Below are 26,406 nucleotides of genomic sequence, written 5' to 3' on the forward strand. Positions count from 1 at the left end.
CGCGCGGATCAGGCAATAACCCGCTCTTCTTCAGGTTGCAGGCTGGGTGGCGGCCAGTTTTCCAGGCGCATGCCCAGCGACAGTTCATGGCTGAGCAAAACTTCCTTGATCTCTGTCAGCGACTTCTTGCCCAGGTTCGGCGTGCGCAGCAGTTCAACTTCGGTACACTGAACGAGGTCGCCGATGTAGTTAATGCTTTCCGCCTTCAGGCAGTTTGCCGAGCGAACCGTCAACTCAAGATCGTCAACCGGGCGCAGCAGGATCGGATCGATCTGCGCTTCTGCCGTGCTCGCCGCCATGTCATCCTGCCCTTGCAGGTCGACGAATACCGAGAGCTGATCCTTGAGAATGCTGCCGGCACGGCGTATCGCTTCCTCCGGATCGATCGCGCCGTTGGTTTCGATATCGATGATCAGCTTGTCGAGGTCGGTGCGCTGCTCGACACGGGCCGCCTCGACGCTGTACGTCACGCGGCGAATCGGGCTGAACGAGGCGTCGAGCTGCAGGACGCCGATCTCGCGCGAAGCCTCGTCAAAGCTGACCCGCTGCTTGGCCGGTAGATAGCCGCGGCCACGCCGGATTTTCAAAGTCATGCGAAGCTCACCTTTCTTGGTCAGGTTCGCAATGACAAAATCGGGGTTGACCACTTCGATATCGTGATCGACGGCTATATCGCCGGCGGTCACCGGGCCGGGGCCTTTCTTGACCAGGCTCAGCGTCGCTTCCTCGCGCGTGTGCATGCACAACGCAACTTGCTTGAGGTTGAGCAGGATATCGACGATGTCTTCCTGCACGCCTTCGATGCTGGTGTACTCGTGCAGCACACCCTCGATTTCCGCCTCGACAATGGCGCTACCGGGCATCGAAGACAAAAGGATACGACGCAGGGCGTTGCCCAGCGTGTGGCCAAAACCACGCTCGAACGGTTCGATAACCACTCGGGCCTGGTTTTCATCGCGGGAAATCAGCTTGACGACCCGTGGCTTGAGAAAATCTGTAGTGCTATCCAGCATTGATCGATACCTTCACATTTACTTGGAGTACAACTCGACAATCAGGTTTTCATTGATATCCGGAAGAATCTCGTCTCTTTCCGGGACAGCCTTGAAAACACCGCTCATTTTTTTCACATCTACCTCGACCCAGTCCGGCAAACCTACCTGGCCGGCAATATCGATCGAAGCCTTGATACGGTCCTGCTTGCGCGCTTTTTCGCGTATGGAAATCTCATCGCCCGCTGCCACCTGGTAGGAAGGAATGTTGGCGACCTTGCCGTTGACCAGCACGGATTTGTGACTGACCAGCTGGCGAGCTTCGGCACGGGTGCGGGCGAAACCCATGCGGTAAACCACGTTGTCCAGGCGACTTTCCAGCAGCTTGAGCAACAGTTCGCCGGTCGCGCCTTTGCGGCCGGCCGCATTCTTGTAATAGTTGCGGAACTGGCGCTCCAGCACCCCATACATGCGGCGCAGTTTCTGTTTCTCGCGCAATTGCAGACCGTAATCCGACAACCGCGTACGGCGCTGACCCGGTCCGCCAGGGGGCACGTCCAGCTTGCACTTTGATTCCAGTGGCCGGACCCCGCTTTTGAGGAACAGATCGGTTCCCTCGCGGCGTGACAGCTTACACTTTGGACCTGTATACCTTGCCATCTTTATTCCTCAGACTCTGCGCTTTTTCGGCGGACGACAACCGTTGTGGGGTATCGGCGTCACGTCAGCGATACTGGTGATGCGGAAACCGACTGAATTCAGCGAACGAACGGCTGCTTCACGCCCCGGGCCTGGACCGTTGACGCGAACCTCCAGATTCTTGATACCGAATTCCAGCGCCGCGTTGCCCGCTTTCTCGGCAGCAACCTGGGCAGCAAAGGGCGTACTCTTGCGCGATCCACGAAAGCCACAGCCCCCCGCGGTCGCCCATGAAAGGGTATTGCCCTGGCGATCGGTTATGGTGATGATGGTGTTGTTAAAGGACGCATGGATGTGAGCGATGGCGTCTGCCACCTGTTTTTTCACTTTCTTGCGTGCCTTGGTCTGGGTTGCCATATTTGTATCCTGAATATCTGCTGTGCGCCCTTAGCGGCGCCACTTCAAAAAAACTATTTCCTGACCAAGCGCCGCGGTCCCTTGCGGGTGCGCGCGTTGGTACGGGTACGCTGGCCGTGCACTGGCAGGCCGCGTCGATGACGAATTCCGCGGTAGCACCCCAAATCCAATAGCCGCTTGATGTTGATCGCAACCTCGCGGCGCAAATCACCTTCGACCGTGTAGTTGGCAACCGCGCCACGAATACGCTCGACTTCGGGCTCGCTCAGTTCACTGACCTGGGTCGCGGGATCAATATCCGCGGCCGAACAAATCTTACCAGCGCTGCTTCTCCCCACACCATAAATGTGCTGCAGACCAATGACGATGTGCTTGTTGGTCGGTATGTTTATTCCAGCAATTCGAGCCATTAAAGGCGCTCCTCAAAGCCAGCGCGAAGCCGGCCAGTATATGAAAACCAGTGCTTAAAATCTATCCTTGCCGCTGCTTGTGGCGGGGGTCCGTACAAATCACCCTGACCACGCGATTGCGGCGAATGATTTTGCAATTCCGGCAAATCTTCTTCACCGATGCACGCACTTTCATGATCTATCTCCCATCAAAACCTGAGCCAGGCAGGACCTCAGGCCCTGGACCCACTACCATAACCGCGCAGACTCGATTTCTTCATCAAACCTTCGTACTGATGAGACATCATGTGCGCCTGTAGCTGGCCCATGAAGTCCATCACCACAACAACAATAATCAGCAAAGAAGTCCCACCGAAGTAGAACGGCACCTGCCAGTACATAATCATGAATTCCGGCAACAGGCACACGGTGGCAACGTAAAACGCCCCCCACATCGTCAGCCGGGTCAGCACTTTGTCCAGGTACTCCGCCGTTTGGTGGCCGGGCCGCATGCCCGGAATAAAGGCACCGGATTTTTTCAGGTTGTCGGCGGTGTCCCTGGAGTTAACCGTCAGGGCAGTATAAAAAAAGCAGAAAAAGATAATCAGCGAACCGTACAGCAGGATGTAAACCGGCTGACCGGGCGACAGGCTCGCAGCTATGGTCTGCAGCCAGCCGACGTTATCGCTGGCACCGAACCAGCCCGCAATCGTCGCCGGGAACAGGATGATGCTGCTCGCGAAAATCGGCGGAATTACACCCGACATGTTGAGCTTGAATGGCAGATGCGAACTCTGGCCCTGCACCATCCTGCGGCCCTGCATGCGCCGTGCGTAATGCACCGGGATGCGGCGTTGGCCGCGCTCGACGAAGACCACGAAAGCGGTAACGCCCAGCACCAGGATAAAGAGGATCAGCGCCAGCGCCGGCAGCATCTGGCCGGTGCGCACCAGCTCGAAGGTACCGCCGATCGCCGATGGCAAACCGGAAATAATACTGGCCAGGATGATCATCGAAATACCGTTGCCAATCCCGCGCTCGGTGACCTGCTCGCCCAGCCACATCAGGAACATGGTTCCGGTGACCAGGCTGACTGCCGCCGTGAAAACAAAGGCGGTGCCAGGAGTGACCACCACGGCCTGGCTTTGCAGGGCGGTAGCAGCGGCAATTGATTGAAAGCCGGCCAGCCCAACCGTGGCAAAGCGCGTGTACTGCGTAATCTTGCGGCGTCCGGCCTCGCCTTCCTTGCGCATCTGCTGCAAGGTAGGGACGACGTGGCTCATCATTTGCATGATGATGGACGCGGAAATATAGGGCATGATGCCCAGCGCGAGAATACTCATGCGCTCCAGCGCGCCGCCGGAAAACATGTTGAAAACGTCAAGCAAGGTACCGCTTTGTTGATCGAACAAGGCAGCCATCGCTACCGGATCGACGCCTGGCACCGGGATAAACGTACCCACGCGATAGACGATCAGTGCGCCGACCAGGAATATCAGGCGCGTGCGCAACTCGGAGAAACGCGAAGCTTCACCGAGAGCCGCTGCTGGATTTCTTATTCCCTTTGCCACGATATGCTTTTCGTCCGCTGTGCCTGTTACTCGATTTTTCCGCCGGCAGCCTCAATGGCTGCCCGAGCGCCTTTGGTCACCAGCAAACCCTTGACGGTAACCGCCTTGTCGATTTTGCCCGAAGCAATGACCTTGATCCGGTCCGCGCGCGCAGGCACCAATCCCGCTTTTTTCAATGCGAGATCATCGACCACATCTTCAGTGGCCCCCTTTTCACAGGCAATGACCAACTCATGCAACCTGACCTCGGCTGCAAAACGGGCCTTGCGCGAGGCGAAGCCGACTTTGGGCAGACGCCGCTGCAACGGCATCTGGCCGCCTTCGAAGCCGACCTTGTGATAACCGCCGGATCGCGCATGCTGCCCCTTATGGCCACGGCCACAGGTCTTGCCCTGACCGGCGGAATGCCCGCGGCCCATGCGCTTACCGGCCTTCTTACTGCCCTCGGCGGGCTTTAAATCGTTGAGTCTCATCTTAGACTTCCTCGACCTTGAGCAGGTACGAAATCTTGTTGATCATGCCGCGGTTTTGCGGCGTATCCAGAACCGTCACGCTGTGGTTCATGCGCCGCAGCCCCAGGCCACGCACACAATCACGGTGCTTGGGCAAGCGGCCAAAACGACTCTTCACCAGAGTGACTTTCAACTGTTTCTTATCTGCCATGGTTTTAACCCAGAATCTCTTCCACAGACTTGCCGCGCTTTGCGGCAATGGTCTCTGGAGAATGCATCCCCAGCAGACCGTTGATAGTCGCGCGTACTACGTTGATCGGGTTCCGCGAACCATAACTCTTGGCCAGCACGTTGCGCACGCCGGCACACTCGAGTACGGCACGCATCGCGCCACCGGCAATCACACCGGTGCCTTCGGACGCAGGTTGCATGTACACCCGGGTCGCGCCATGACGACCGTTAAGGGCGTATTGCAAGGTGTCGTCCTTCAAGGCCACGGTCTGCAGGTTCTTGCGCGCGGCCTGCATGGCCTTTTGAATGGCGATCGGCACTTCGCGCGCCTTGCCATAACCAAAACCGACCCGGCCCTTGCCATCGCCGACCACGGTCAACGCGGTGAAACCGAACTGGCGGCCACCTTTGACAACCTTGGCGACGCGGTTAACGGTTACCAGCTTTTCAACCAGATCGTCGCTTGGACCTCTATCAAACTTAGCCATATGCAAAAACTCTTCCTGCTAGAACCCTGTCCGACCCCACAACGGGATCAGAACTCCAGGCCGCCCTCGCGGGCGGCATCGGCCAGCGCCTTGACGCGGCCATGAAAACGAAATCCGGAACGATCGAAGGCGACGCGCTTGACACCCGCTTTTTTCGCCTTCTCGGCAATTGCCTTGCCGACCACCGTTGCCGCTTCGACATTGCCGGTCTTCTTGACCGAAGCCCGCACATCTTTCTGCACCGTCGAAGCCGCGACAACAACCTTGCCGCCGGTCTGATCGATAATCTGGGCATAGATGTGCCGCGGCGTGCGATGCACGGTCAGGCGGAACTCACCCAGATCCATAATTCTGGCGCGGGTCTTGCGTGCCCGGCGCAAACGCGTTTTCTTGCTATCCATTCCTCACCTACTTCTTCTTCGCTTCCTTGATCCGGACCTGCTCATCGACATAGCGAACACCCTTACCCTTATAGGGCTCCGGTGGACGATAAGCGCGTATCTCGGCAGCGACCTGGCCGACTTTCTGCTTATCGACTCCCTTGACCACTACTTCCGTCTGGCTCGGGGTTTCGACCGTGACGCCTTCCGGCACCTGGTAATTGACCGGGTGCGAGAAGCCCAGCGTTAGTTTCAGCATATTGCCCTGCACTACCGCACGGTAACCGACGCCACGCAGTTCCAGCTTGCGCTCGTAACCGACGGTCACGCCCTGAATCATGTTGGCCAGCAAGGCGCGGGTTGTTCCGGCGATCGCAATGACCGATTTTTCTTCACGACGAACCTTGACGCTCAGCGCACCGTCCACCTGCTCCACCTGTATATCCGCATGCAGGTTGAGGGTCAGGTTGCCCTTGCTGCCCTTAATGCTCACCTGGCTGCCGCTCAGATTCACTTCCACGCCACTCGGCAACTCAACCGGTTGTTTGGCAACTCTAGACATCGTTAAACTCGCTATACGATATTCATTAAGGTGTCTTAAGACACCAAACACAAAATCTCACCGCCATGGCCCTGCTTGCGAGCTTCGCGGTCAGTCATCACACCACGGGACGTAGACACGATCGCCACCCCGAGGCCACCCAAAACTCTGGGCAGATCATCCTTGCCAAGGTAACTGCGCAGACCCGGGCGGCTGGCGCGCTTAAGCGACTCGATCACGGGCTTGCCTTCAAAATATTTCAAATCCACATGCAGCGTGCTGTGGCTGCCATTGACCTCGGTCTGGAATTCGATGATATAGCCTTCATCCTTGAGAACTTTGGCAATCGCCTGTTTGATTTTCGAGCCGGGCATGCTGACGCGAACCATACCGGCCTTTTGGCCATTACGGATGCGGGTCAACATATCGGCAATTGGATCGCTCATGCTCATTTTCGTAATCCTGTTTAAATATTCCGCTTACCAACTGGCCTTGCGCAGACCTGGTATCTCGCCATTCATCGTGGCTTCGCGAAGTTTGTTCCGGCCGAGACCGAACTTGCGATAAAAACCCTTGGGACGGCCGGTAATTGCGCACCGATTGCGCATCCGGGTCGGACTGGAATTGCGTGGCAAAGCCTGTATTTTCCTCATTGCCGCCATCCTCTCTTCGAGGCTGTTGTTAACGTTGCCGATAATCTCTTTGAGGAGCGCGCGTTTCGCCGCATAGCGCTGTACGCAACGGGCGCGCTTGACATCTCTTGCGATCATGGATTTTTTAGCCATTCCAATCGTCCTTTTTATTTCTTGAACGGAAAGTTGAACGCTTCCAGAAGCGCCCTTCCCTGTTCGTCATTCTTTGCCGTCGTGGTAATCGTGATGTCCATGCCGCGAATCGAATCGATATGGTCGAATTCGATTTCCGGAAATATGATCTGCTCCTGCACGCCCATGCTGAAGTTGCCGCGGCCATCGAACGACTTCGCGCTGAGGCCACGAAAATCGCGGATTCGCGGGATCGCGATATTCACCAGGCGGTCCAGAAACTCGTACATGCGCTCACGCCGCAAGGTGACTTTCGCGCCGATCGGGTAGCCATCGCGAATCTTGAAGCTGGCCACTGATTTGCGGGCACGCGTAACCAGCGCCTTCTGACCGGACAAACGGGCCAGGTCCGCAGTCGCCTTTTCCATCACCTTGCGGTCGGCGACCGCCTCTCCAATACCCATGTTGACGGTTATCTTGCTGATCTTCGGAACCTCCATTGGGTTTTTCAGGTTCAGCTTTTTCATCAGCGCCGGGGCAACTGTTTTTTTGTAATGTTCCTGTAATCTGGACATCGTCATTACTCTCTTAAACGTCCACAACTTCGTTGTTCGACTTGAAGTACCGTACCTTGCGGCCGTCTTCCAAAAAGCGGATACCTATCCGGTCGCCTTTCTTGGTTTGCGGGTTGTATAGCATCAGGTTGCTTTGTTCTATCGGCATTTCCTTATCGATAATGCCGCCCTTAACGCCGGCCTGCGGATTGGGCTTCTGGTGTTTCTTCACCATGTTGATGCCTTCGACCAGCACTCGCTCGTCATCATAGACACGCAACACGGTACCCCGGCGGCCCTTGTCCTTGCCGGTGATCACGATGATGCCATCGCCTGTTTTGATCTTTCTCATAACTCTTTGCTCCGCACCCGCTCAAAGCACTTCAGGTGCCAGCGAAATAATTTTCATGAACCGGCTGGTGCGCAATTCCCGGGTCACCGGGCCAAAAATACGCGTGCCAATCGGTTCCATGCGTGCATTCAGCAGCACCGCCGCGTTGCCGTCGAAACGTATCACCGACCCGTCGGGACGCCGCACGCCCTTACGGGTACGCACAACCACCGCATTGTAGATCTCGCCCTTTTTGACCTTGCCGCGTGGAATAGCGTCCTTGACGCTGACCTTGATAATGTCGCCCACGCCGGCATAGCGGCGCTTCGATCCGCCGAGCACCTTGATGCACTGCACGCGGCGAGCCCCACTGTTGTCTGCCGCGGTTAGTACGGTCTGCATCTGTATCATTGCTACGCTTCCAGTTTGCTCTGTTTAAATCCGGGTTCCCCGCTCAACGGCTGGGGGCCCGCTCCACGATGCTGTCCAGCCTCCAGCTCTTGTTCTTCGACAAGGGCCGGCATTCTGAAATAATTACTACATCGCCGGTATGGCACTCATTGTTTTCGTCGTGCGCCATCAGCTTGGATGTGCGCCGGATGTACTTGCCATACATCGGGTGCTTGACCAGCCGCTCCACCGAAACGGTAATTGACTTGTTCATCGCCCCGCTGACCACCTTGCCGGTTAGCGTGCGCTGCACTTTTCCCCTTTTTTCTGTGCTGTTCCCACTCATCACGAATCATCCTTTGACTGGCTCGATACCCGCCGCTGCTCGCCCATCACAGTTTTCAGCCGCGCGATATCCTTACGAACCTTACGGAACTGATCAGGCTTCGCCAGTTGCCCGGACGCTCGCTGCATGCGCAGGTTGAACTGCTCGCGCCGCAGTTTGATCAGTTCTTCCTGTAACTCGGCAGCGTTCTTGCTGCGAAATTCGCCTGCCTTCATCACATCACCTGCCTAGTGACGAAAGTCGTGGCAATCGGCAGCTTGGCTGCCGCCAGGCGAAATGCCTCGCGCGCCACATCTTCCGCCACCCCTTCCATTTCGTACAAAACCCGACCCGGCTGAATCTGGGCTACCCAGTATTCAACGTTACCCTTGCCCTTGCCCTGGCGAACCTCCAGCGGTTTCTTGGTAATCGGCTTATCCGGGAAAACCCGGATCCAGATCTTGCCGCCGCGTTTCACGTGGCGGGTCATCGCACGCCGCGCCGCCTCGATCTGCCGCGCGGTCAACCGCCCTCGTCCGATGGCCTTCAGGCCAAACACACCAAAAGCGACCGTGTTGCCGCGCTGGGCGAGACCCCGGTTCTTACCTTTCATCTGTTTGCGGAATTTGGTCCGCTTCGGCTGTAACATTTCTCAGCTGCTCCTCAAACCAGCGACGCCATCAAGCGGCGTTGTCGGCGGCTTCGCTACCGGTATCAGCGGTATCGAAAATTTCGCCTTTAAAAATCCAGACCTTTACACCGATAACTCCATAGGTCGTTTTGGCTTCGGCCAGGCCGTAATCGATATCGGCACGCAGTGTGTGCAGCGGCACACGACCTTCGCGGTACCACTCGCTGCGAGCGATCTCCGCGCCATTGAGGCGGCCGGCTACTTTCACCTTGATGCCCAGGGCGCCCAGGCGCATCGTATTGGTTACCGCGCGCTTCATCGCGCGGCGGAACATCACGCGGCGCACGAGTTGCTGTGCGATACCTTCGGCGACCAGCTTTGCGTCCAGCTCAGGTTTGCGAATTTCAGCAATCCTGATTTTTACGTCCTGAATCTTCAGGTCGAGCAACTTGGCGATATCGTTGCGCAGCTTCTCGATGTCTTCACCTTTCTTGCCAATCACGATGCCGGGACGGGCCGTGTGAATGGTGATGTGCGTTACCTTGTTAGCCGGACGTTCGATCTGGATACGGCTGACCGACGCTTCCGCCAGGCGTTTGTTCAGAAACTCCCTGACCTTGTGATCTGCGGCGACATTCCCGGCGAAATGCGCGCTGTCTGCATACCAGGTGGACAACCAGTCCTTGGTAATGCCAAGTCGAATCCCGATCGGATGTACTTTTTGCCCCATTACGGCTTCTCTCTTTACTCGTCCGCAACCTGGACGGTGATGTGACTGTTGCGTTTGATAATTCTCGCGCCACGGCCCTTTGCCCGCGCCCGGAATCGCTTGAGGGTCGGCGCTTCATCTACCATCACGCCCGAAATCCGCAATTCATCGATGTCGGCGCCGTGATTGTGCTCTGCATTTGCGATTGCCGATTCCAACACCTTTTTCAGGATCCGCGCGGCCTTCTTCGGCATAAAAGCCAAGGTCTGCAGCGCTGTTGCAACCGGTTGGCCGCGCACGGCATCGGCTACCAGACGGCATTTCTGCGGTGAGATCCGCGCATGCCGTAATTTTGCTGCTACCCGCATTCTCCCGACTCCTCGATTAAGTCTTCTTGTCGCCCGAGTGACCCCTGAAAGTCCGGGTCATTGCGAATTCGCCAAGCTTGTGGCCGACCATGTTTTCGGAAATCAGCACCGGCACGTGTTGACGGCCGTTATGAACGGCGATCGTCAGGCCCACCATGTCAGGCAACACCATGGAACGACGCGACCAGGTCTTGATCGGCCGGCGGCTGTTGCTGGCTACTGCTGCCTCTACCTTTTTGGCGAGGTGCGCATCCACAAAAGGACCTTTTTTGACTGAGCGTGGCACAGTGACTTCCTCTGATTAAGCTGCTTATTTTTTCTTGCGGCGACGGACGATCATGCTGTCCGTACGCTTGTTACTACGTGTCTTGTAACCCTTGGTCGGCACGCCCCATGGCGAGACCGGGTGACGACCACCAGAGGTACGCCCTTCGCCGCCACCGTGTGGGTGATCGACCGGGTTCATCGCCACACCGCGGACGGTCGGGCGCACCCCGCGCCAGCGGCTGGCTCCCGCCTTGCCCAGCTTGCGCAGGTTGTGTTCGTAATGGCCGACTTCGCCGATCGTCGCGCGGCAGTTGGCCAGCACCTTGCGCATTTCTCCAGAGCGCAGGCGCAGTGTTGCGTGGGCGCCTTCGCGGGCAACCAACTGTGCCGATGAGCCAGCGCTGCGGGCAAGCTGGGCGCCCTTGCCCAGTTTGAGCTCCACGCAATGCACCAGCGAGCCGACCGGTATGTAGCGCAACGGCAGAGCGTTGCCCGTCTTGATCGGCGCCTCCCGGCCGGCCATGATCTGATCGCCTTGTTGCATGCCTTTCGCCGCAATGATGTAGCGCCGCTCACCGTCGGCGTACAGCACCAGCGCGATGTGCGCGGTGCGGTTCGGATCGTATTCGATCCTCTCGACCTTGCCGGGCACACCATCCTTGTCGCGCTTGAAATCGATAATGCGATAGCGCTGCTTATGGCCACCACCCTGATGGCGAACCGTAATCCGCCCCTGGTTGTTGCGACCGCCCGTCTTGCTCTTGGGCGCCAGCAAAGGACCGTGAGGCTCGCCCTTATGCAGCCCGGTGTTCTTTACGCGAACAACGAAGCGGCGTCCGGCTGATGTTGGTTTTGCTTTTTGCAATGCCATAACTTTAGCTCTGTATCGTTAACCTTTTGCCAGAACCCGTTTTTATTCCGGATTCAGAAAATCAATATCGTGGCCTTCGGCCAGCTTTACGTAGGCCTTCTTCCAATCCGACCGGCGTCCCGGAGTCTGGCCAAACCGCTTGGCCTTACCCTTGACATTGACCACGGTGACGTTTTCAACCTTGACTTCGAACAGCAGTTCGACCGCCTTGCGAATTTCCGCCTTTTTGGCGTCGGTGCGCACCCGAAACGCGACCTGGTTATGCTTTTCCGCCACCCGGGTGGTCTTTTCGGAAACGTGCGGCCCGAGCAGGATTGTCATCAGTCTTTCCTGGCTCATCGCAGGCGCTCCTCGATCATTTTGACCGCCGGAACGGTGATCAGCACCTTTTCGAAACGCACGAGGCTGACCGGATCCAGTGCCGTCGCATCCAGCACATCGACGTTGTGAAGGTTGCGCGCGGCCAGAAACACATTTTCATCAAAGGCTTCAATAATGATCAGGACATTGTCCAGACCGAACTCCTTCAGCTTCTGCACCAGCAGTTTCGTTTTCGGCTCTGCAAGCTCCAGCGTGTCGATAACGACCAGCCGATCCTGACGGACCAGCTCGGACAGCATCGAACGAATCGCGCTGCGATACATCTTGCGGTTGACCTTCTGGCTGTGGTCACGTGTCTTGGCGGCAAATGTGCGCCCGCCGCCGACCCAGATCGGGCTGCGGATCGTGCCCGCGCGTGCCCGGCCCGTGCCTTTCTGGCGCCAGGGCTTGGCGCCGCCGCCGCGTGCGGAAGAGCGGTTTTTCTGCCCCTTGGTGCCGCTGCGCGCACCGGCCATGTACGCTGTGACCACCTGGTGGATCAGTGCTTCATTAAATTTGCTGCCAAAAGCCGTTTCGGAAACCTGGATATCGGAACCGCCTGCAGCCTTGTGCAATTTCAGTTTCATAGCCATGCCCTACTTCCCGCCTTTGACCGCCGGACGAATGATCACGTCGCCGCCGGCATTACCCGGGACAGCTCCCTTGACCAGCAGCAGGTTGCGCTCCACATCCACGCGAACCACTTCCAGGTTCTGCGAGGTGCGGCGCACGTTGCCCATGTGCCCAGCCATTTTCTTGCCCTTGAATACGCGGCCCGGGGTCTGGTTCTGACCGATGGAGCCCGGGGCCCGGTGGGCCAGCGAGTTACCGTGGGTCGCGTCCTGCATTTGGAAATGATGCCGCTTGATAACGCCAGCGTAACCTTTACCGATGGAGGTACCCTCGACATCGACTTTCTGGCCATTTTCGAAAAAATCGACCTTTATTTCGGACCCGGCTGGAAAATCGGCTCCTTCGTCGTTTTGCAGGCGGAATTCCCACAGACCGCGGCCCAGCTCCTGCCCGGCCTTGGCGAAGTGTCCGGCAATGGCTTTACTGACATGCGAGAGCTTGCGCGTACCGGTGGTGACCTGGAGCGCGCGATAGCCGTCGTTTTCCACGGTCTTTACCTGGGTGACCCGATTCGGCAACGCCTCAATGACGGTGACCGGAATCGATACTCCGGCGTCCGTAAACACGCGAGTCATACCGCATTTGCGGCCAACCAGACCAAGTGCCATTGTCCTGTTCCTCTACACCGTGCCGACTTCGATTGGCCAGCACTGACTACAAAAAAAGCGCCCGCTCCAGGCGGCAAAACTCCGCCGGGCGGCCGTCAAATAGCTGGCCCGACGCAGATTTACCGCGCCGGGCCAAAAAGAGCCCGGTATTATAGCAGGAAAACCCGCTAGTTCAATTTAATCTGGACGTCCACACCCGCCGGCAATTCAAGCTTCATCAGTGCATCCACGGTCTTGTCGGTCGGGTCCACGATGTCCATCAGCCGCTTGTGGGTGCGCAGCTCGTACTGGTCCCTGGCGTCCTTGTTAACATGGGGCGAAATCAGCACCGTAAAGCGCTCCATCTTGGTCGGCAAAGGCACCGGACCTTTCACGTGGGCGCCAGTCCGCTTCGCTGTTTCGACAATTTCCCTGGCCGAGGTATCGATCAGCCTGTGATCGAACGATTTCAGCCGTATACGGATATTCTGATTGCTTGCCATGTCTGTCTCTCGTTTGCCTGTTTACTCGATGATCTTGGCGACGACGCCGGCGCCGACGGTCCGGCCACCCTCACGGATGGCAAAGCGCAGACCCTCTTCCATGGCGATCGGTGCAATCAACTCAACCGTGACCTGCACATTGTCGCCCGGCATCACCATCTCGGTGCCATCGGGCAGGTATACCGCGCCGGTGACATCGGTGGTCCGAAAATAAAACTGCGGCCTATAGCCTTTGAAAAACGGCGTGTGACGACCGCCTTCTTCCTTGGTCAGCACATACACCTCGGCTTCAAACTTGGTGTGCGGGTGGATCGAACCCGGCTTCGCCAGCACCTGGCCGCGCTCCACTTCCTCGCGCTTGGTGCCGCGCAGCAAAACCCCCACGTTGTCGCCAGCCATCCCCTCGTCGAGCAGCTTGCGGAACATCTCTACACCGGTACAGGTGGTCTTGGTGGTCTCGTTGATCCCGACGATCTCCACCTCGTCGCCCACATGCACAACCCCGCGGTCGAGACGCCCGGTCTCCACCGTGCCGCGACCGGAAATCGAAAACACATCCTCGACCGGCATCAGGAAATCACCGTCGATCGCACGCTCGGGCAAGGGAATATAGCGGTCCATTTCCTCAACCAGCTTCAATACGCTGGCTACGCCGATATCGCTGTCGTCGCCTTCCAGCGCCTTCAGCGCCGAACCCACCACGATCGGCGTGTCATCGCCCGGGAACTCGTAAATCGACAGCAGCTCACGGATCTCCATCTCCACCAGCTCGATCAGCTCGGCGTCATCCACCATGTCCGCCTTATTCATATACACCAGGATGTACGGCACGCCCACCTGGCGGGCCAGCAGGATATGCTCGCGGGTCTGCGGCATCGGGCCATCGGCCGCCGAGACCACCAAAATCGCGCCATCCATCTGCGCCGCCCCGGTGATCATGTTCTTCACGTAATCGGCATGACCCGGGCAGTCAACGTGGGCGTAATGCCGATTTGCGCTCTCGTACTCCACGTGCGCCGTCGCGATCGTGATCCCCCGCGCCTTCTCTTCCGGTGCATTGTCAATCTGATCATACGCACGATACTCGCCGCCGTGCTTCTCAGCCATCAGCTTGGTCAATGCCGCCGTCAGCGTCGTCTTGCCATGATCCACATGACCAATCGTGCCTACGTTGATATGCGGCTTCGTACGTTCAAATTTTTCCTTGGACACGATGCACCTCTGCTTTGTCTGGTGTGTCTGTGTTTTGCTCTGTAAAACCGTCTTGCTCAGGACGCTTTTTTAATGACGTCGTCCGCCACGCTATGCGGCACCTGGGCGTACTTGGCGAACTCCATCGTGTAAGTCGCGCGGCCCTGTGACATGGAGCGCAGCGTAGTCGCGTAGCCGAACATCTCGGCCAGCGGCACCTCGGCACGGATCAGCTTGCCGGCGGGGCTGTCTTCCATGCCCGATGGCTGGCCACGACGGCGGTTAAGGTCGCCCATTACGTCGCCCATGTAGTCCTCCGGCGATACCACCTCTACCGCCATGATCGGCTCGAGCAACACCGGGTCGGCCTTGAGCGCGCCATCCCTGAACGCCATTGAACCGGCGATCTTGAACGCCATCTCACTCGAGTCGACGTCGTGATAGGAACCGTCGTAAAGGGTTACTTTGCAATCGACGACCGGATACCCGGCGATTACGCCATTACACATTTGTTCCTGGATGCCCTTGTCCACGGCATTGATGTATTCCTTCGGAACCGAACCGCCGACGATGGCGTTCTCAAATTCATAACCGGAGCCGGGCTCGACTGGCTCGATCCGGATATACACGTGACCATACTGACCGCGGCCGCCGGATTGCCGAATAAACTTGCCTTGCTGTTCGACCATCGTACGAATGGTTTCGCGATAGGCCACCTGGGGCCTGCCAACATTGGATTCCACGTTAAATTCACGGCGCATGCGGTCAACGATGATATCGAGGTGCAGTTCGCCCATGCCCGAGATGATGGTCTGGCCCGATTCCTCATCGGTATGCACCCTGAACGACGGGTCTTCCTTGGCCAGTTTGCTAAGCGCCATACCCATCTTTTCCTGATCGGCCTTGGTTTTCGGTTCGACCGCAACGGCGATGACCGGCTCCGGGAATTCCATGCGTTCCAGCGTGATTATGTGCTTTGGATCGGACAGCGTATCGCCCGTGTTGACATCCTTCAGGCCGACCGCAGCAGCTATATCGCCAGCAAATACTTCCTTGATTTCGGTACGATCGTTGGCGTGCATCTGCAAAATCCGGCCAATCCGCTCTTTGCGGCCCTTGACCGGGTTGTAAACCGTGTCGCCCGACTTGAGCACACCCGAATAAACGCGGAAAAAGGTCAGCGAACCGACGAACGGGTCGGTGGCAATCTTGAACGCCAGCGCCGCAAACGGCTGATCGTCATCCGCTGGGCGCTCTTCTTTCTCACCGTTCTCCAACTCGCCCTGGATGGCCGCCACATCGATCGGCGAAGGCAGCAACTCGATAATTATGTCCAGCACCGCCTGTACGCCCTTGTTTTTGAACGCGGAACCACAGACAGTTGGTACGATTTCGTTGTTAATGGTGCGCCGGCGCAGGCCACGAACAATTTCTTCGCGGCTCAGGTCGCCCTCTTCGATGTATTTCTCGAGCAAAACCTCGTCGGCCTCGGCTGCGGCCTCGACCATGATCTCGCGCCATTTCTCGGCAGCCGCCCGCATTTCTTCGGGAATCTCGCGTGCCTCATAACTGGTGCCCTGGGTTGAATCGTCCCAGTAGATCGCCTTCATCTGCAGCAAGTCGATGACGCCTTCGAAATGCTCCTCGGCGCCGATCGGGATCTGCAAGGCAACCGGGTTGCCGCCAAGACGCTCCTTGATCTGCTGAAGGACACGAAAAAAGTCGGCGCCGGCCCGGTCCATCTTGTTGATAAAAGCCATGCGCGGCACGCCATACTTGTTGGCCTGACGCCAAACCGTTTCCGACTGGGGTTCGACCCCGCCGACCGAACAGAACACCGCGACAGCGCTGTCCAGCACGCGCAGTGAACGCTCGACCTCGATCGTAAAATCAACGTGTCCGGGTGTATCGATAATATTGATCCGGTGCTCCGGGAACTGCTTGTTCATCCCGGACCAGAAACAGGTCGTCGCCGCCGAGGTAATGGTGATCCCCCGTTCCTGCTCCTGTTCCATCCAATCCATGACAGCAGCCCCATCGTGCACTTCACCGATCTTGTGGGAGACACCGGTATAAAACAGGATGCGCTCGGTCGTCGTCGTCTTGCCCGCATCAATATGGGCCATGATGCCGATATTGCGGTAGCGATCGATGGGCGTGGTCCGTGGCACTATCCGTTCCTCTGTAAGCTAAAGCGCTGGTCTACCAGCGGAAATGGGCGAAAGCCTTGTTGGCTTCTGCCATACGATGCGTGTCTTCACGCTTTTTGGCGGCAGCGCCACGGTTTTCCGACGCGTCCATCAGTTCATTCGCCAGGCGATGCGCCATGGACTTTTCGCTGCGCTTGCGTGCGGCATCGATAATCCAGCGCATGGCCAGAGTTTGCCGGCGAACCAGCCGGACTTCGACCGGAACCTGGTAGGTGGCGCCACCGACACGGCGGGACTTCACCTCAACCTGGGGTTTGACGTTTTCCAGCGCCTGCTCCAGCAATTCGATGGCCTGCTCATCGCTCAATGACTTTTTCTCGGCAATGCGGTCCAGCGCGCCATAGATCACTTTCTCGGCCACCGACTTCTTGCCGTCGTTCATGACCATATTCATGAATTTCGCAAGCAGTTCACTACCGTGCTTGGGATCCGGGAGAATTACACGTTTTGGAGCGGATACACGTCTGGACATTGATCAATACTCTTTAACTGTTGGTGGGGACTGCTTTCTTGCCGCTGTCAGGACTTGGGTTTCTTGGCGCCGTACTTGGAGCGGCCCTTGCGCCGGTCGGATACACCGGCGCAATCCAGGGTTCCCCGAATCGTGTGGTAACGGACACCCGGCAAATCCTTGACCCGGCCACCTCGAATCAGAACCACCGAGTGCTCCTGGAGGTTATGCCCTTCGCCACCGATGTAACTGGTCACTTCAAAACCATTGGTCAGGCGGACCCGGGCCACTTTCCGCAGAGCCGAGTTCGGCTTCTTCGGCGTTGTCGTGTAGACACGCGTACACACGCCACGCTTTTGCGGGCTGGCTTCGAGAGCCGGAACCGTGCTTTTCGCAACCCGCTTTTTGCGCGCCTTGCGGACCAATTGATTTACTGTCGCCATGCTCTTTACTCTTTATTTGACGCGCTTTCAGGCGCACCTGTAAAACGATCTCCGCCGGCATCCGAAACCGAAAATATCCAAGCGGAGACACAGCGAGCCGCCTAAATCGGCGGCTCGTGAAATCCCTTAAACAAGCGCACAGATCGGCCCCAGCCGACCTGCCTGGTTAAGATGCGCGAATTTTATGAACCGGCCCCCCGGGTGTCAAGCAAAGTCGGGCGAAAAACCCCCAACTCCACACTCGCCCCGGAACCGGTTTGCCAGCCGGCCTCAGGCCTGCTCGTCCGCTGCCTCTTTGGCCTCCTTGACAAGCACCGGCGCAGCCGTTTCCGCGGCCTGAGCCTGGACTGCTTCTTCGATAGCGCCCGGTGCCTCCACCGTGGCAGTTTCTGCCTCGGCTTCTTCAGCAGCGGGGATCTGAATCAACTGATCCGCCAGCGCTTCAGCCTTCGAACGGCGCCGTTTGCGGTGATACGACATGCCGGTACCGGCGGGTATCAGGCGTCCGACGATCACGTTCTCCTTCAGTCCCCTAAGATCGTCGCGCAAACCGCGAACGGCTGCCTCGGTCAGAACCCGGGTCGTTTCCTGGAAAGAGGCCGCCGAAATGAACGATTCGGTGGCCAGCGAGGCCTTGGTGATGCCCAGCAGCACCGGCGTGAGCTCGGCCTGCTTCTTGTTCATGCGTTCCATTTCCTGGTTCAACTCGATCAGCCTGGCGCGATCCAGCTGTTCGCCCTTCAACAGGCGGGTATCGCCCGGATCCTTGATCTCAACTTTGCGCAGCATCTGGCGAATGATCACCTCGATATGCTTGTCGTTGATTTTAACGCCCTGCAGCCGATAAACGTCCTGGATTTCGCGAACCAGGTAGTCAGCCAGCTGCTCTACTCCCTGCAAACGCAGAATGTCATGCGGATTGGGCTCGCCATCGGCAATTTCTTCGCCGCGCTCGACCTGCTCGCCTTCGAACACGTTCAGGTGCCGCCATTTTGGGATCAACTCCTCGTGTGCCTCGCCGTTCTCATCGGTGATCACGAGGCGGCGCTTACCCTTGGTTTCCTTGCCATAACTAACCGTACCGGTATGTTCGGCCAGAATCGATGCTTCTTTCGGCTTGCGGGCCTCGAAAAGATCGGCCACGCGCGGCAGACCACCCGTGATATCACGGGTCTTCGAGGTTTCCTGCGGTATCCTCGCAAGCACATCACCGACAGACACCTTGGCGCCGTCTTCCTTGTTGACCAGCGCTCCCGCTGGCAAGGCGTAGACCGCGGGAATATCGGTATTGGCAAAACAAACCGGCTTGGCGTCCTTACCCTTTTTGTCCATCAGCGTGACGGTCGGACGCAGATCGCGGCCCACAGCCGTGCGCTGCTTGGCATCCAGTACTTCGATGCTGGTCAGGCCGGTAAACTCATCGACCTGGCGGCTGACGGCCACGCCATCTTCAAAGTCCTCAAAGCGGATGTATCCGTCCACTTCGGTGACGACCGGGTGGGTGTGCGGGTCCCAGGTCGCGACCATTTGCCCTGGCTCGACTTTTGCCCCGTCGCGGATCGTAATCATCGCACCGTAGGGGATCTTGTAACGCTCGCGTTCGCGACCGTATTCGTCCATCACGCCAAGCTCGCCTGAACGCGATACCGCGACCAGATGCCCCTTGGCGTGCTGCACAGTCTTGATGTGGCGCAGGTGTGCCGTGCCTTTGCTCTTGATCTCAACGCTGTTGACGGCTGCGGCACGCGATGCGGCGCCACCGATATGGAAGGTCCGCATCGTCAGCTGGGTACCGGGTTCACCGATCGATTGCGCGGCAATTACACCCACGGCTTCGCCGATGTTGATCCGATCGCCACGACCCAGATCGCGCCCATAACAGCTTGCGCAGACTCCATACAGGGTTTCACAAGCGATCGGCGAGCGGACCATTACGGAGTCGATCTGGTTCTGCTCCAGCATATCCACCCAGTGCTCATCCAACAGCGTACCGGTCGTCGCGACCACCTCTTTTTTTCTTCCGGGTTTGACGACGTCCCTGACCAGGACTCTGCCCAGCACACGCTCGCTCAGCGGTTCGACCACGTCACCGCCTTCGACCAACGGAGTCATTATCAGACCGGCCGTGGTGCCACAATCTTCCTCTGTGACGACCAGGTCCTGCGCAACATCGACCAGGCGTCGTGTCAGGTAACCCGAGTTCGCAGTTTTCAGTGCAGTGTCGGCCAGACCCTTGCGCGCGCCGTGAGTGGAGATAAAGTACTGCAGGACATCCAGGCCTTCCCGGAAATTCGCGGTAATCGGCGCCTCGATAATCGAGCCATCCGGTTTGGCCATCAGTCCACGCATCCCGGCCAGTTGCCTGATCTGTGCCGCCGAACCACGAGCCCCCGAATCAGCCATCATATAAATTGAGTTAAAGGATTCCTGGCTGACCTTCTCGCCTTTGGCGTTAACCACCACTTCGGTGCCTAACTCTTTCATCATCGCGTTGGCCACCTGATCATTGGTACGCGACCAGATATCCACGACCTTGTTATAGCGCTCGCCATCGGTCAGCAATCCGGAGGAGTACTGATCCTGGATTTCCTTTACCTCGGCTTCGGCCGCCGTCAGGATCTCCGCCTTTTCATCCGGCACAACCATGTCGTTAGCGCAGATGGATATACCGGCACGCGTTGCATAGTGAAATCCGGTGTACATCAGGCGATCGGCGAAAACGACCGTTTCTTTCAGACCGACGTCGCGGTAGCAAGCGTTGATGACTCGCGAAATCGCTTTCTTGTCCATGGTCTGATTAACCAGGTCGAATGACAGCCCCTCGGGCAATATCTCGCTGAGCAGCGCGCGCCCCACGGTGGTGTCGTAAACCTTGCAGGTTGTGGTTTTCTCCCCTTGTTCATCGAACATCGTTAGCTTTATCCGGGCCTTGACCAGGGCCTGCAGCTCAACGTGCCTGTTCTCGTAGGCACGATGTACTTCGGCGACGTCGGCAAACATACTGCCTTCACCGCGCGCATTAATGCGCTCCCGCGACATGTAATAAAGACCGAGCACCACATCCTGTGACGGCACGATAATCGGGTCACCATTGGCCGGCGAAAGAATATTGTTCGATGCCATCATCAGCGCGCGCGCTTCGAGTTGCGCCTCGATCGACAAGGGCACATGAACCGCCATCTGGTCGCCATCGAAGTCGGCATTAAACGCCGTACAGACCAGCGGGTGAAGCTGGATCGCTTTGCCTTCGATCAGCACCGGCTCGAATGCCTGGATGCCCAGGCGATGCAGCGTCGGCGCCCGATTGAGCATTACCGGGTGCTCGCGAATCACCTCTTCGAGGATATCCCAGACTTCCGGGCCTTCGCGTTCAACCAGGCGTTTCGCGGATTTGATCGTCGCCGCTTCGCCACGCAATTGTAACTTGCTGAAAATAAAGGGTTTAAATAGCTCGAGCGCCATTTTCTTTGGCAACCCGCATTGGTGCAGTTTCAGCGTAGGACCGACCACGATGACCGAACGGCCGGAGTAGTCCACTCGCTTGCCGAGCAGGTTCTGGCGAAACCGCCCCTGCTTGCCCTTGATCATGTCAGCCAGCGACTTCAGCGGGCGTTTGTTGGTGCCGGTGATCGCACGGCCGCGCCTGCCGTTGTCGAGCAGCGCATCGACCGATTCCTGCAACATACGTTTTTCGTTGCGCACGATGATATCCGGTGCGTTCAACTCCAACAGCCGGCGCAGGCGGTTGTTGCGGTTAATAACGCGGCGGTATAAATCGTTCAGATCGGAAGTCGCAAAACGGCCGCCATCAAGCGGCACCAGCGGACGCAGGTCCGGTGGCAGCACCGGCAGGACGGTCAGCACCATCCACTTCGGGTGGTTGCCCGAGGAGATAAAAGATTCCAGCAGCTTCAGCCTCTTGGACAACCTTTTTAGCTTGGTCTCCGAACCGGTGGCATCCATGTCCTCGCGGACTTTCACGACTTCGGCGTTGAGGTCCAGGCTCCCCAGCAGTTGATAAACCGCCTCCGCGCCCATCCTGGCGTCAAAATCATCGCCATGTTGTTCGATGGTATCCAGATAGGCCTCGTCCGAAAGCAGTTGCCCACGCTCCAGCGGCGTCATGCCGGGGTCGATAACGACGAAGGCCTCGAAATAGAGGATGCGCTCGATTTCGCGCAGCGTCATATCCAGCATCAGGCCGATACGCGACGGCAATGATTTCAAAAACCAGATATGCGCAACCGGGCTGGCCAGTTCGATGTGGCCCATACGCTCGCGGCGCACCTTCGACTGAACGACCTCGACACCGCATTTCTCGCAGACCACGCCACGATGCTTCAGGCGCTTGTACTTGCCGCAAAGACATTCGTAATCCTTGTTCGGGCCGAAAATCTTGGCGCAGAACAAGCCATCGCGTTCCGGCTTGAAGGTCCTGTAATTGATGGTCTCAGGTTTTTTGACTTCACCCCAGGACCACGAACGGATCATTTCCGGCGACGCCAGCCCGATGCGAATCGCATCGAAATCGTCGTTCGGAGTCAGCTGCTTTGCAAATTTCAGTAAATCTCTCATTGGCTCAATCCTGCTCAAGTTCAATGTTGATGCCCAGCGAGCGAATTTCCTTCACCAGCACGTTGAAGGACTCGGGCATACCCGCATCCATCATGTGCGTGCCATCAACAATGTTTTTGTACATACGCGTGCGGCCTTGCACGTCATCCGACTTGACCGTCAGCATTTCCTGCAGCGTATAGGCGGCGCCATAGGCTTCCAGCGCCCAGACCTCCATCTCACCGAAGCGCTGGCCGCCGAACTGTGCCTTACCTCCCAGCGGCTGCTGGGTAACCAGGCTATACGGCCCAGTTGAGCGCGCATGCATCTTGTCGTCAACGAGGTGGTTAAGCTTGAGCATGTACATATAACCCACGGTTACGGGTCGGTCGAACCGCTCACCGGTACGGCCGTCGTAAAGAATGCTCTGACCATCGGTGGCCAGACCGGCGAGTTCCAGCATGTTCTTGATCTCGCTCTCGTCCGCGCCATCGAATACCGGTGTCGCCATCGGCACGCCGTCGCGCAGATTACCCGCCAGTTCAATCAACTCCGCGTCGCTGAAGGACTTGAGGTCTTCCTGCTTGCCACCGGTGGTGTTGTAAATCTGGTGGAGGTATTTGCGCAGTTCGGCTATCGGCCGCTGCTGATCCAGCAGCGCGGCAATTTTTCGACCGAGTCCCTTGGCCGCCCAGCCCAGGTGCGTTTCCAGCACCTGGCCGACGTTCATGCGCGATGGCACACCCAGCGGGTTCAACACGATGTCGACCGGCGTGCCATCTTCAAGATAAGGCATGTCTTCGACCGGTACGATGGTCGAGATGACGCCCTTGTTGCCATGCCGGCCAGCCATCTTGTCGCCCGGCTGGATGCGGCGCTTGACGGCAAGATACACTTTGACCATTTTGAGCACGCCCGGGGCGAGGTCGTCGCCTGCCGTAATTTTCTGCTTTTTCTCTTCGAAGCGGAGATCGAATTCCCGGCGTTGCTCCTCGAGGCGTTCCTTGGCGCGGGCGAGTTTGCCCGCCGCATTGTCGTTGTGCAATCGAATCTCAAACCACTGGTCTCGCGATAATTCCTCGATGTAGGCCTTGGTGATCTTGCTACCCTTTTTCAGCTTGTTCGGACCGCCGTCGGCGACCTTGGCGAGCAGCATTTTCTCGATCCGCTGGAAGATATCTTCTTCGAGGATCCGCTGCTGATCGTTGAGGTCTTTCTTGACCTGCTTCAGCTCGCTACCTTCGATCGCCAGCGCACGCGCGTCCTTCTCGACGCCGTCACGGGTAAACACCCGGACATCGATAACGGTTCCATCCATCCCCGGCGGGACCCGTAAAGAAGTGTCTTTAACATCCGATGCTTTCTCGCCAAAAATGGCCCGCAACAGTTTTTCTTCCGGCGTGAGCTGAGTCTCGCCCTTTGGCGTAACCTTGCCCACCAGAATATCGCCGGCATTGACTTCTGCACCGATAAAGGCGATTCCCGATTCGTCGAGATTGGCCAGCGCCGAATCGCCGACATTGGGAATATCCGCGCTGACTTCCTCGGAACCCAGCTTGGTATCGCGCGCCACGCAAGTCAGCTCTTCAATGTGGATGGTTGTAAAGCGATCCTCGTGGACCAGGCGCTCCGAGATCAGTATGGAATCTTCGAAGTTGTAGCCATTCCACGGCATGAACGCGACCATCAGGTTCTGGCCCAGCGCCAGTTCACCCATATCGGTTGACGGCCCGTCGGCCAGCACATCGTTGCGCTCGATCTGGTCACCGGCTTTTACCAGCGGGCGCTGATTGATGCAGGTGTTCTGGTTGGAGCGCGTGTACTTGGTCAGATTATAAATGTCCACGCCCGATTCGTTGGCGCCAGTCTCTTTGTCATTGACGCGCACCACGATTCTGGACGCATCGACCAAATCGACCACGCCGCCGCGACGCGCGAGCACGGTAACACCCGAGTCTATGGCGACGATGCGTTCCATCCCGGTTCCCACCAACGGCTTTTCAGCACGCACCGTGGGCACAGCCTGACGTTGCATATTCGACCCCATCAGGGCGCGGTTGGCATCGTCATGCTCGAGGAACGGGATCAGCGATGAGGCGACCGATACGATCTGCCGCGGCGAAACATCCATATAGCTGATCTGATCCGGGTTGGCCATCGTGAACTCGTTACGGGAACGGCAGGAAATCAGGTCTTCGGTAAAACGCCCGAGCTTGTCCAGTTTCGCGTTGGCCTGGGCAATCATGTACTGGCCTTCCTCGATCGCCGACAGGTACTCGATTTTGCCGCTGACCTTGCCCTTCTTCACTTTGCGGTACGGTGTCTCGAGGAAACCGTACTCGTTGGTGCGGGCATAAACCGCCAGCGAGTTGATCAGGCCGATATTCGGACCCTCGGGTGTTTCGATCGGGCACACCCGGCCATAGTGAGTCGGGTGAACGTCACGAACCTCGAAGCCGGCACGCTCACGAGTAAGACCACCCGGCCCAAGCGCCGACACGCGCCGCTTGTGGGTAACCTCCGACAAAGGATTGTTCTGATCCATAAACTGGGACAACTGGCTGGAACCGAAAAATTCCTTGACCGCCGCTGCCACCGGTTTGGCGTTGATCATCTCCTGCGGCATCAGCCCTTCGGATTCGGCCAGACTCAGCCGTTCCTTGACCGCGCGCTCGACGCGAACCAGGCCGATACGGAATGCGTTTTCGGCCATTTCGCCAACGCTGCGGATACGGCGGTTACCCAGGTGGTCGATATCATCGACCGTGTCATTGGTGTCGCGGATATTGATCAGCGTACGCAGGGCGGCGATGATGTCTTCCTTGTTGAGTACACCCGAGCCCTCGGAATGGTCGCGACCAACCCTGCGGTTGAACTTCATGCGCCCAACAGCCGACAGGTCGTAACGCTCCGGATTGAAAAACAAATTGTTAAACAGGTTCTCCGCCGCATCTTTGGTCGGCGGCTCGCCAGGACGCATCATGCGATAAATTTCGACCAGCGCCTCAAGGCGATTGGTGGCCGGATCGATACGCAGCGTATTGGAGATAAACGGGCCCTTGTCCAGCTCATTGATATACAGAGTCTGTATTTTCTTTTCGCCGGCCTCCCTCAACTGCTCGATCAGTTCCACGGTCAGCTCGTCGTTGGCCTTGGCCAGCAGCTCGCCGGTTTCCTTATTGACGATGTTGTGCGCCAGGATCTTGCCTTCAAGATATTCCGGAGATATCTCCAGTTCCTTGATCTTGGCGTCCTCGATCTGCTTGACATGGCGGGCGCTGATGCGACGCCCCTCTTCGACGATGATCTTGCGCCCCACCTTGATATCGAACGGCGCCGGCTCTCCGCGCAACCGCGATGGCAACAGCTTCATTTTTATCGCTGTCTTGCCCAGCGTAATGTTGTTGAATTCGAAAAACGTGGACAAAATCTCCTCGTCGTCCATCCCCAGGGCACGCAGAATAATCGTGACCGGCAGTTTGCGGCGGCGATCGATGCGGGCAAAAATGCAGTCTTTCGGATCGAACTCGAAATCAAGCCATGAACCGCGATACGGGATGACCCGCGCGTTGAACAGCAATTTTCCCGATGAATGGGTCTTGCCCTTGTCGTGGTCAAAAAACACGCCCGGCGAGCGATGCAACTGCGAGACTATGACGCGCTCCGTTCCGTTGATCACAAAAGTACCGTTATCGGTCATCAGCGGCATCTCACCAAGATAGACTTCCTGCTGACGGATTTCCTTCACCGGCTTTACACTGCCCGGCGCTTCCTTGTCACGAATTTCGAGATCGACAAGTACCCGCAACGGGGCCGAATAGGTCAGACCGCGGAGCTGGCATTCCTTGACATCGAATGCCGGCACACCGAGACGATAGCTCACATACTGTAGCGCGGCATTCCCGGAATAACTGACAATCGGAAACACCGATTTGAATGCTGCGTGCAAGCCCATGTCCTTGCGCTTTTTCGCCTCGATATCGACCTGCAGAAATTTACGGTACGAATCGAGTTGTATGGACAAAAGATAAGGTATATCAAGAATACTCGGCTGTTTGCCAAAATCCTTGCGTATGCGCTTTTTCTCAGTGAACGAATATGCCATCGTGTGCTACCTCGGTTCGGGCTGTTGCATCAGGCCGCTATACAGCGGCTTTCAGCCCG

Annotated in this window: 33 protein-coding genes; all 33 read right to left on the reverse strand. The window is 57.6% G+C overall.

Going from position 1 to position 26,406, the window contains the following annotated elements; all coding sequences use genetic code 11:
- Positions 1-8 precede the first annotated feature (8 nt).
- The 33 genes from rpoA to rpoB all read right to left on the reverse strand — a co-directional run bounded on the left by rpoA (position 9) and on the right by rpoB (position 26,347).
- Positions 9-1,013, reverse strand: coding sequence for a DNA-directed RNA polymerase subunit alpha (gene rpoA / locus IIA05_00410; GenBank protein MCH9025564.1), 1,005 nt, complete (start codon positions 1,011-1,013; stop codon positions 9-11).
- 18 nt (positions 1,014-1,031) lie between these two features.
- On the reverse strand, positions 1,032-1,652 hold the full coding sequence (rpsD, locus tag IIA05_00415) for a 30S ribosomal protein S4 (GenBank protein MCH9025565.1): 621 nt from the start codon (positions 1,650-1,652) through the stop codon (positions 1,032-1,034).
- Positions 1,653-1,661: 9 nt separating this feature from the next.
- Entirely contained in the window at positions 1,662-2,048 is a 387-nt protein-coding gene (rpsK, locus tag IIA05_00420; GenBank protein MCH9025566.1) for a 30S ribosomal protein S11, read from the reverse strand.
- Positions 2,049-2,101: 53 nt separating this feature from the next.
- A complete protein-coding gene (gene rpsM, locus IIA05_00425) occupies positions 2,102-2,458 on the reverse strand; it encodes a 30S ribosomal protein S13 (protein MCH9025567.1) in 357 nt (118 codons plus the stop codon).
- A gap of 61 nt (positions 2,459-2,519) precedes the next feature.
- The gene (gene rpmJ, locus IIA05_00430; GenBank protein MCH9025568.1) at positions 2,520-2,633 is read right to left on the reverse strand and encodes a 50S ribosomal protein L36; all 114 of its coding nucleotides are present in this window, start codon (positions 2,631-2,633) and stop codon (positions 2,520-2,522) included.
- Positions 2,634-2,670: 37 nt separating this feature from the next.
- The gene (gene secY, locus IIA05_00435; protein MCH9025569.1) at positions 2,671-4,008 is read right to left on the reverse strand and encodes a preprotein translocase subunit SecY; all 1,338 of its coding nucleotides are present in this window, start codon (positions 4,006-4,008) and stop codon (positions 2,671-2,673) included.
- A gap of 26 nt (positions 4,009-4,034) precedes the next feature.
- A complete protein-coding gene (rplO, locus tag IIA05_00440; protein ID MCH9025570.1) occupies positions 4,035-4,481 on the reverse strand; it encodes a 50S ribosomal protein L15 in 447 nt (148 codons plus the stop codon).
- 1 nt (position 4,482) lies between these two features.
- On the reverse strand, positions 4,483-4,671 hold the full coding sequence (rpmD, locus tag IIA05_00445; protein ID MCH9025571.1) for a 50S ribosomal protein L30: 189 nt from the start codon (positions 4,669-4,671) through the stop codon (positions 4,483-4,485).
- A gap of 4 nt (positions 4,672-4,675) precedes the next feature.
- Positions 4,676-5,179, reverse strand: coding sequence for a 30S ribosomal protein S5 (gene rpsE / locus IIA05_00450; GenBank protein ID MCH9025572.1), 504 nt, complete (start codon positions 5,177-5,179; stop codon positions 4,676-4,678).
- Positions 5,180-5,226: 47 nt separating this feature from the next.
- On the reverse strand, positions 5,227-5,580 hold the full coding sequence (gene rplR, locus IIA05_00455; GenBank protein MCH9025573.1) for a 50S ribosomal protein L18: 354 nt from the start codon (positions 5,578-5,580) through the stop codon (positions 5,227-5,229).
- 7 nt (positions 5,581-5,587) lie between these two features.
- Positions 5,588-6,121 (reverse strand): 50S ribosomal protein L6, encoded by a 534-nt coding sequence (gene rplF, locus IIA05_00460; protein MCH9025574.1) that lies wholly within the window; start codon positions 6,119-6,121, stop codon positions 5,588-5,590.
- Between the two features lie 35 nt (positions 6,122-6,156).
- A complete protein-coding gene (gene rpsH, locus IIA05_00465; GenBank protein MCH9025575.1) occupies positions 6,157-6,552 on the reverse strand; it encodes a 30S ribosomal protein S8 in 396 nt (131 codons plus the stop codon).
- 27 nt (positions 6,553-6,579) lie between these two features.
- Positions 6,580-6,885 carry a 30S ribosomal protein S14 gene (gene rpsN, locus IIA05_00470; GenBank protein MCH9025576.1) on the reverse strand — a complete coding sequence of 102 codons (306 nt, stop codon included), beginning with the start codon at positions 6,883-6,885 and terminating at the stop codon, positions 6,580-6,582.
- A 14-nt stretch (positions 6,886-6,899) separates the two neighbouring features.
- Positions 6,900-7,439: a 50S ribosomal protein L5 gene (gene rplE, locus IIA05_00475; protein ID MCH9025577.1), complete on the reverse strand. Its 540-nt coding sequence runs from the start codon at positions 7,437-7,439 to the stop codon at positions 6,900-6,902.
- Positions 7,440-7,452: 13 nt separating this feature from the next.
- Entirely contained in the window at positions 7,453-7,770 is a 318-nt protein-coding gene (gene rplX, locus IIA05_00480; GenBank protein ID MCH9025578.1) for a 50S ribosomal protein L24, read from the reverse strand.
- 21 nt (positions 7,771-7,791) lie between these two features.
- A complete protein-coding gene (gene rplN, locus IIA05_00485) occupies positions 7,792-8,160 on the reverse strand; it encodes a 50S ribosomal protein L14 (GenBank protein MCH9025579.1) in 369 nt (122 codons plus the stop codon).
- Between the two features lie 43 nt (positions 8,161-8,203).
- Complete coding sequence (gene rpsQ / locus IIA05_00490) at positions 8,204-8,485, reverse strand: 30S ribosomal protein S17 (protein MCH9025580.1); 282 nt, start codon at positions 8,483-8,485, stop codon at positions 8,204-8,206.
- A complete protein-coding gene (gene rpmC / locus IIA05_00495) occupies positions 8,485-8,700 on the reverse strand; it encodes a 50S ribosomal protein L29 (GenBank protein ID MCH9025581.1) in 216 nt (71 codons plus the stop codon). Before rpmC ends, rpsQ begins: the two co-directional genes overlap by 1 nt.
- Entirely contained in the window at positions 8,700-9,113 is a 414-nt protein-coding gene (gene rplP / locus IIA05_00500; GenBank protein MCH9025582.1) for a 50S ribosomal protein L16, read from the reverse strand. The genes rpmC and rplP overlap by 1 nt, the downstream gene beginning before the upstream one ends.
- A gap of 31 nt (positions 9,114-9,144) precedes the next feature.
- Positions 9,145-9,825 carry a 30S ribosomal protein S3 gene (rpsC, locus tag IIA05_00505; protein ID MCH9025583.1) on the reverse strand — a complete coding sequence of 227 codons (681 nt, stop codon included), beginning with the start codon at positions 9,823-9,825 and terminating at the stop codon, positions 9,145-9,147.
- A gap of 14 nt (positions 9,826-9,839) precedes the next feature.
- A complete protein-coding gene (gene rplV, locus IIA05_00510) occupies positions 9,840-10,172 on the reverse strand; it encodes a 50S ribosomal protein L22 (protein MCH9025584.1) in 333 nt (110 codons plus the stop codon).
- A gap of 16 nt (positions 10,173-10,188) precedes the next feature.
- Positions 10,189-10,458 (reverse strand): 30S ribosomal protein S19, encoded by a 270-nt coding sequence (rpsS, locus tag IIA05_00515; GenBank protein MCH9025585.1) that lies wholly within the window; start codon positions 10,456-10,458, stop codon positions 10,189-10,191.
- Positions 10,459-10,482: 24 nt separating this feature from the next.
- Positions 10,483-11,310, reverse strand: a complete 828-nt coding sequence (gene rplB, locus IIA05_00520; protein MCH9025586.1) for a 50S ribosomal protein L2 — start codon at positions 11,308-11,310, stop codon at positions 10,483-10,485.
- Positions 11,311-11,352: 42 nt separating this feature from the next.
- Complete coding sequence (gene rplW, locus IIA05_00525; GenBank protein ID MCH9025587.1) at positions 11,353-11,649, reverse strand: 50S ribosomal protein L23; 297 nt, start codon at positions 11,647-11,649, stop codon at positions 11,353-11,355.
- Positions 11,646-12,251: a 50S ribosomal protein L4 gene (gene rplD, locus IIA05_00530; protein ID MCH9025588.1), complete on the reverse strand. Its 606-nt coding sequence runs from the start codon at positions 12,249-12,251 to the stop codon at positions 11,646-11,648. Before rplD ends, rplW begins: the two co-directional genes overlap by 4 nt.
- A 15-nt stretch (positions 12,252-12,266) precedes the next feature.
- Positions 12,267-12,911, reverse strand: coding sequence for a 50S ribosomal protein L3 (rplC, locus tag IIA05_00535; GenBank protein MCH9025589.1), 645 nt, complete (start codon positions 12,909-12,911; stop codon positions 12,267-12,269).
- A 167-nt stretch (positions 12,912-13,078) separates the two neighbouring features.
- Positions 13,079-13,393, reverse strand: a complete 315-nt coding sequence (gene rpsJ, locus IIA05_00540) for a 30S ribosomal protein S10 (protein ID MCH9025590.1) — start codon at positions 13,391-13,393, stop codon at positions 13,079-13,081.
- 21 nt (positions 13,394-13,414) lie between these two features.
- The gene (gene tuf, locus IIA05_00545; GenBank protein MCH9025591.1) at positions 13,415-14,605 is read right to left on the reverse strand and encodes an elongation factor Tu; all 1,191 of its coding nucleotides are present in this window, start codon (positions 14,603-14,605) and stop codon (positions 13,415-13,417) included.
- A gap of 56 nt (positions 14,606-14,661) precedes the next feature.
- Positions 14,662-16,755, reverse strand: a complete 2,094-nt coding sequence (gene fusA / locus IIA05_00550) for an elongation factor G (GenBank protein MCH9025592.1) — start codon at positions 16,753-16,755, stop codon at positions 14,662-14,664.
- 31 nt (positions 16,756-16,786) lie between these two features.
- Positions 16,787-17,266 carry a 30S ribosomal protein S7 gene (gene rpsG / locus IIA05_00555; GenBank protein MCH9025593.1) on the reverse strand — a complete coding sequence of 160 codons (480 nt, stop codon included), beginning with the start codon at positions 17,264-17,266 and terminating at the stop codon, positions 16,787-16,789.
- A 47-nt stretch (positions 17,267-17,313) separates the two neighbouring features.
- The gene (gene rpsL / locus IIA05_00560; GenBank protein MCH9025594.1) at positions 17,314-17,688 is read right to left on the reverse strand and encodes a 30S ribosomal protein S12; all 375 of its coding nucleotides are present in this window, start codon (positions 17,686-17,688) and stop codon (positions 17,314-17,316) included.
- Positions 17,689-17,958: 270 nt separating this feature from the next.
- Complete coding sequence (gene rpoC, locus IIA05_00565) at positions 17,959-22,263, reverse strand: DNA-directed RNA polymerase subunit beta' (protein ID MCH9025595.1); 4,305 nt, start codon at positions 22,261-22,263, stop codon at positions 17,959-17,961.
- Positions 22,264-22,267: 4 nt separating this feature from the next.
- Entirely contained in the window at positions 22,268-26,347 is a 4,080-nt protein-coding gene (gene rpoB / locus IIA05_00570) for a DNA-directed RNA polymerase subunit beta (GenBank protein MCH9025596.1), read from the reverse strand.
- Positions 26,348-26,406: the final 59 nt, after the last annotated feature.

The sequence above is a fragment of the Pseudomonadota bacterium genome, from assembly GCA_022572885.1.
Classification (GTDB): Bacteria; Pseudomonadota; Gammaproteobacteria; order Steroidobacterales; family MnTg04; genus MnTg04.

Excerpts from the sequence above, each read along its gene's own strand:
- rpoA (MCH9025564.1), bottom strand. The coding sequence starts at position 1,013 with ATGCTGGATAGCACTACAGATTTTCTCAAGCCACGGGTCGTCAAGCTG.
- rpsD (MCH9025565.1), bottom strand. The coding sequence starts at position 1,652 with ATGGCAAGGTATACAGGTCCAAAGTGTAAGCTGTCACGCCGCGAGGGA.
- rpsK (MCH9025566.1), bottom strand. The coding sequence starts at position 2,048 with ATGGCAACCCAGACCAAGGCACGCAAGAAAGTGAAAAAACAGGTGGCA.
- rpsM (MCH9025567.1), bottom strand. The coding sequence starts at position 2,458 with ATGGCTCGAATTGCTGGAATAAACATACCGACCAACAAGCACATCGTC.
- rpmJ (MCH9025568.1), bottom strand. The coding sequence starts at position 2,633 with ATGAAAGTGCGTGCATCGGTGAAGAAGATTTGCCGGAATTGCAAAATC.
- rplO (MCH9025570.1), bottom strand. The coding sequence starts at position 4,481 with ATGAGACTCAACGATTTAAAGCCCGCCGAGGGCAGTAAGAAGGCCGGT.
- rpmD (MCH9025571.1), bottom strand. The coding sequence starts at position 4,671 with ATGGCAGATAAGAAACAGTTGAAAGTCACTCTGGTGAAGAGTCGTTTT.
- rpsE (MCH9025572.1), bottom strand. The coding sequence starts at position 5,179 with ATGGCTAAGTTTGATAGAGGTCCAAGCGACGATCTGGTTGAAAAGCTG.
- rplR (MCH9025573.1), bottom strand. The coding sequence starts at position 5,580 with ATGGATAGCAAGAAAACGCGTTTGCGCCGGGCACGCAAGACCCGCGCC.
- rplF (MCH9025574.1), bottom strand. The coding sequence starts at position 6,121 with ATGTCTAGAGTTGCCAAACAACCGGTTGAGTTGCCGAGTGGCGTGGAA.
- rpsH (MCH9025575.1), bottom strand. The coding sequence starts at position 6,552 with ATGAGCATGAGCGATCCAATTGCCGATATGTTGACCCGCATCCGTAAT.
- rpsN (MCH9025576.1), bottom strand. The coding sequence starts at position 6,885 with ATGGCTAAAAAATCCATGATCGCAAGAGATGTCAAGCGCGCCCGTTGC.
- rplE (MCH9025577.1), bottom strand. The coding sequence starts at position 7,439 with ATGTCCAGATTACAGGAACATTACAAAAAAACAGTTGCCCCGGCGCTG.
- rplX (MCH9025578.1), bottom strand. The coding sequence starts at position 7,770 with ATGAGAAAGATCAAAACAGGCGATGGCATCATCGTGATCACCGGCAAG.
- rplN (MCH9025579.1), bottom strand. The coding sequence starts at position 8,160 with ATGATACAGATGCAGACCGTACTAACCGCGGCAGACAACAGTGGGGCT.
- rpsQ (MCH9025580.1), bottom strand. The coding sequence starts at position 8,485 with ATGAGTGGGAACAGCACAGAAAAAAGGGGAAAAGTGCAGCGCACGCTA.
- rpmC (MCH9025581.1), bottom strand. The coding sequence starts at position 8,700 with ATGAAGGCAGGCGAATTTCGCAGCAAGAACGCTGCCGAGTTACAGGAA.
- rplP (MCH9025582.1), bottom strand. The coding sequence starts at position 9,113 with ATGTTACAGCCGAAGCGGACCAAATTCCGCAAACAGATGAAAGGTAAG.
- rpsC (MCH9025583.1), bottom strand. The coding sequence starts at position 9,825 with ATGGGGCAAAAAGTACATCCGATCGGGATTCGACTTGGCATTACCAAG.
- rplV (MCH9025584.1), bottom strand. The coding sequence starts at position 10,172 with ATGCGGGTAGCAGCAAAATTACGGCATGCGCGGATCTCACCGCAGAAA.
- rplB (MCH9025586.1), bottom strand. The coding sequence starts at position 11,310 with ATGGCATTGCAAAAAGCAAAACCAACATCAGCCGGACGCCGCTTCGTT.
- rplW (MCH9025587.1), bottom strand. The coding sequence starts at position 11,649 with ATGAGCCAGGAAAGACTGATGACAATCCTGCTCGGGCCGCACGTTTCC.
- rplC (MCH9025589.1), bottom strand. The coding sequence starts at position 12,911 with ATGGCACTTGGTCTGGTTGGCCGCAAATGCGGTATGACTCGCGTGTTT.
- rpsJ (MCH9025590.1), bottom strand. The coding sequence starts at position 13,393 with ATGGCAAGCAATCAGAATATCCGTATACGGCTGAAATCGTTCGATCAC.
- rpsG (MCH9025593.1), bottom strand. The coding sequence starts at position 17,266 with ATGTCCAGACGTGTATCCGCTCCAAAACGTGTAATTCTCCCGGATCCC.
- rpsL (MCH9025594.1), bottom strand. The coding sequence starts at position 17,688 with ATGGCGACAGTAAATCAATTGGTCCGCAAGGCGCGCAAAAAGCGGGTT.
- rpoC (MCH9025595.1), bottom strand. The coding sequence starts at position 22,263 with ATGAGAGATTTACTGAAATTTGCAAAGCAGCTGACTCCGAACGACGAT.
- rpoB (MCH9025596.1), bottom strand. The coding sequence starts at position 26,347 with ATGGCATATTCGTTCACTGAGAAAAAGCGCATACGCAAGGATTTTGGC.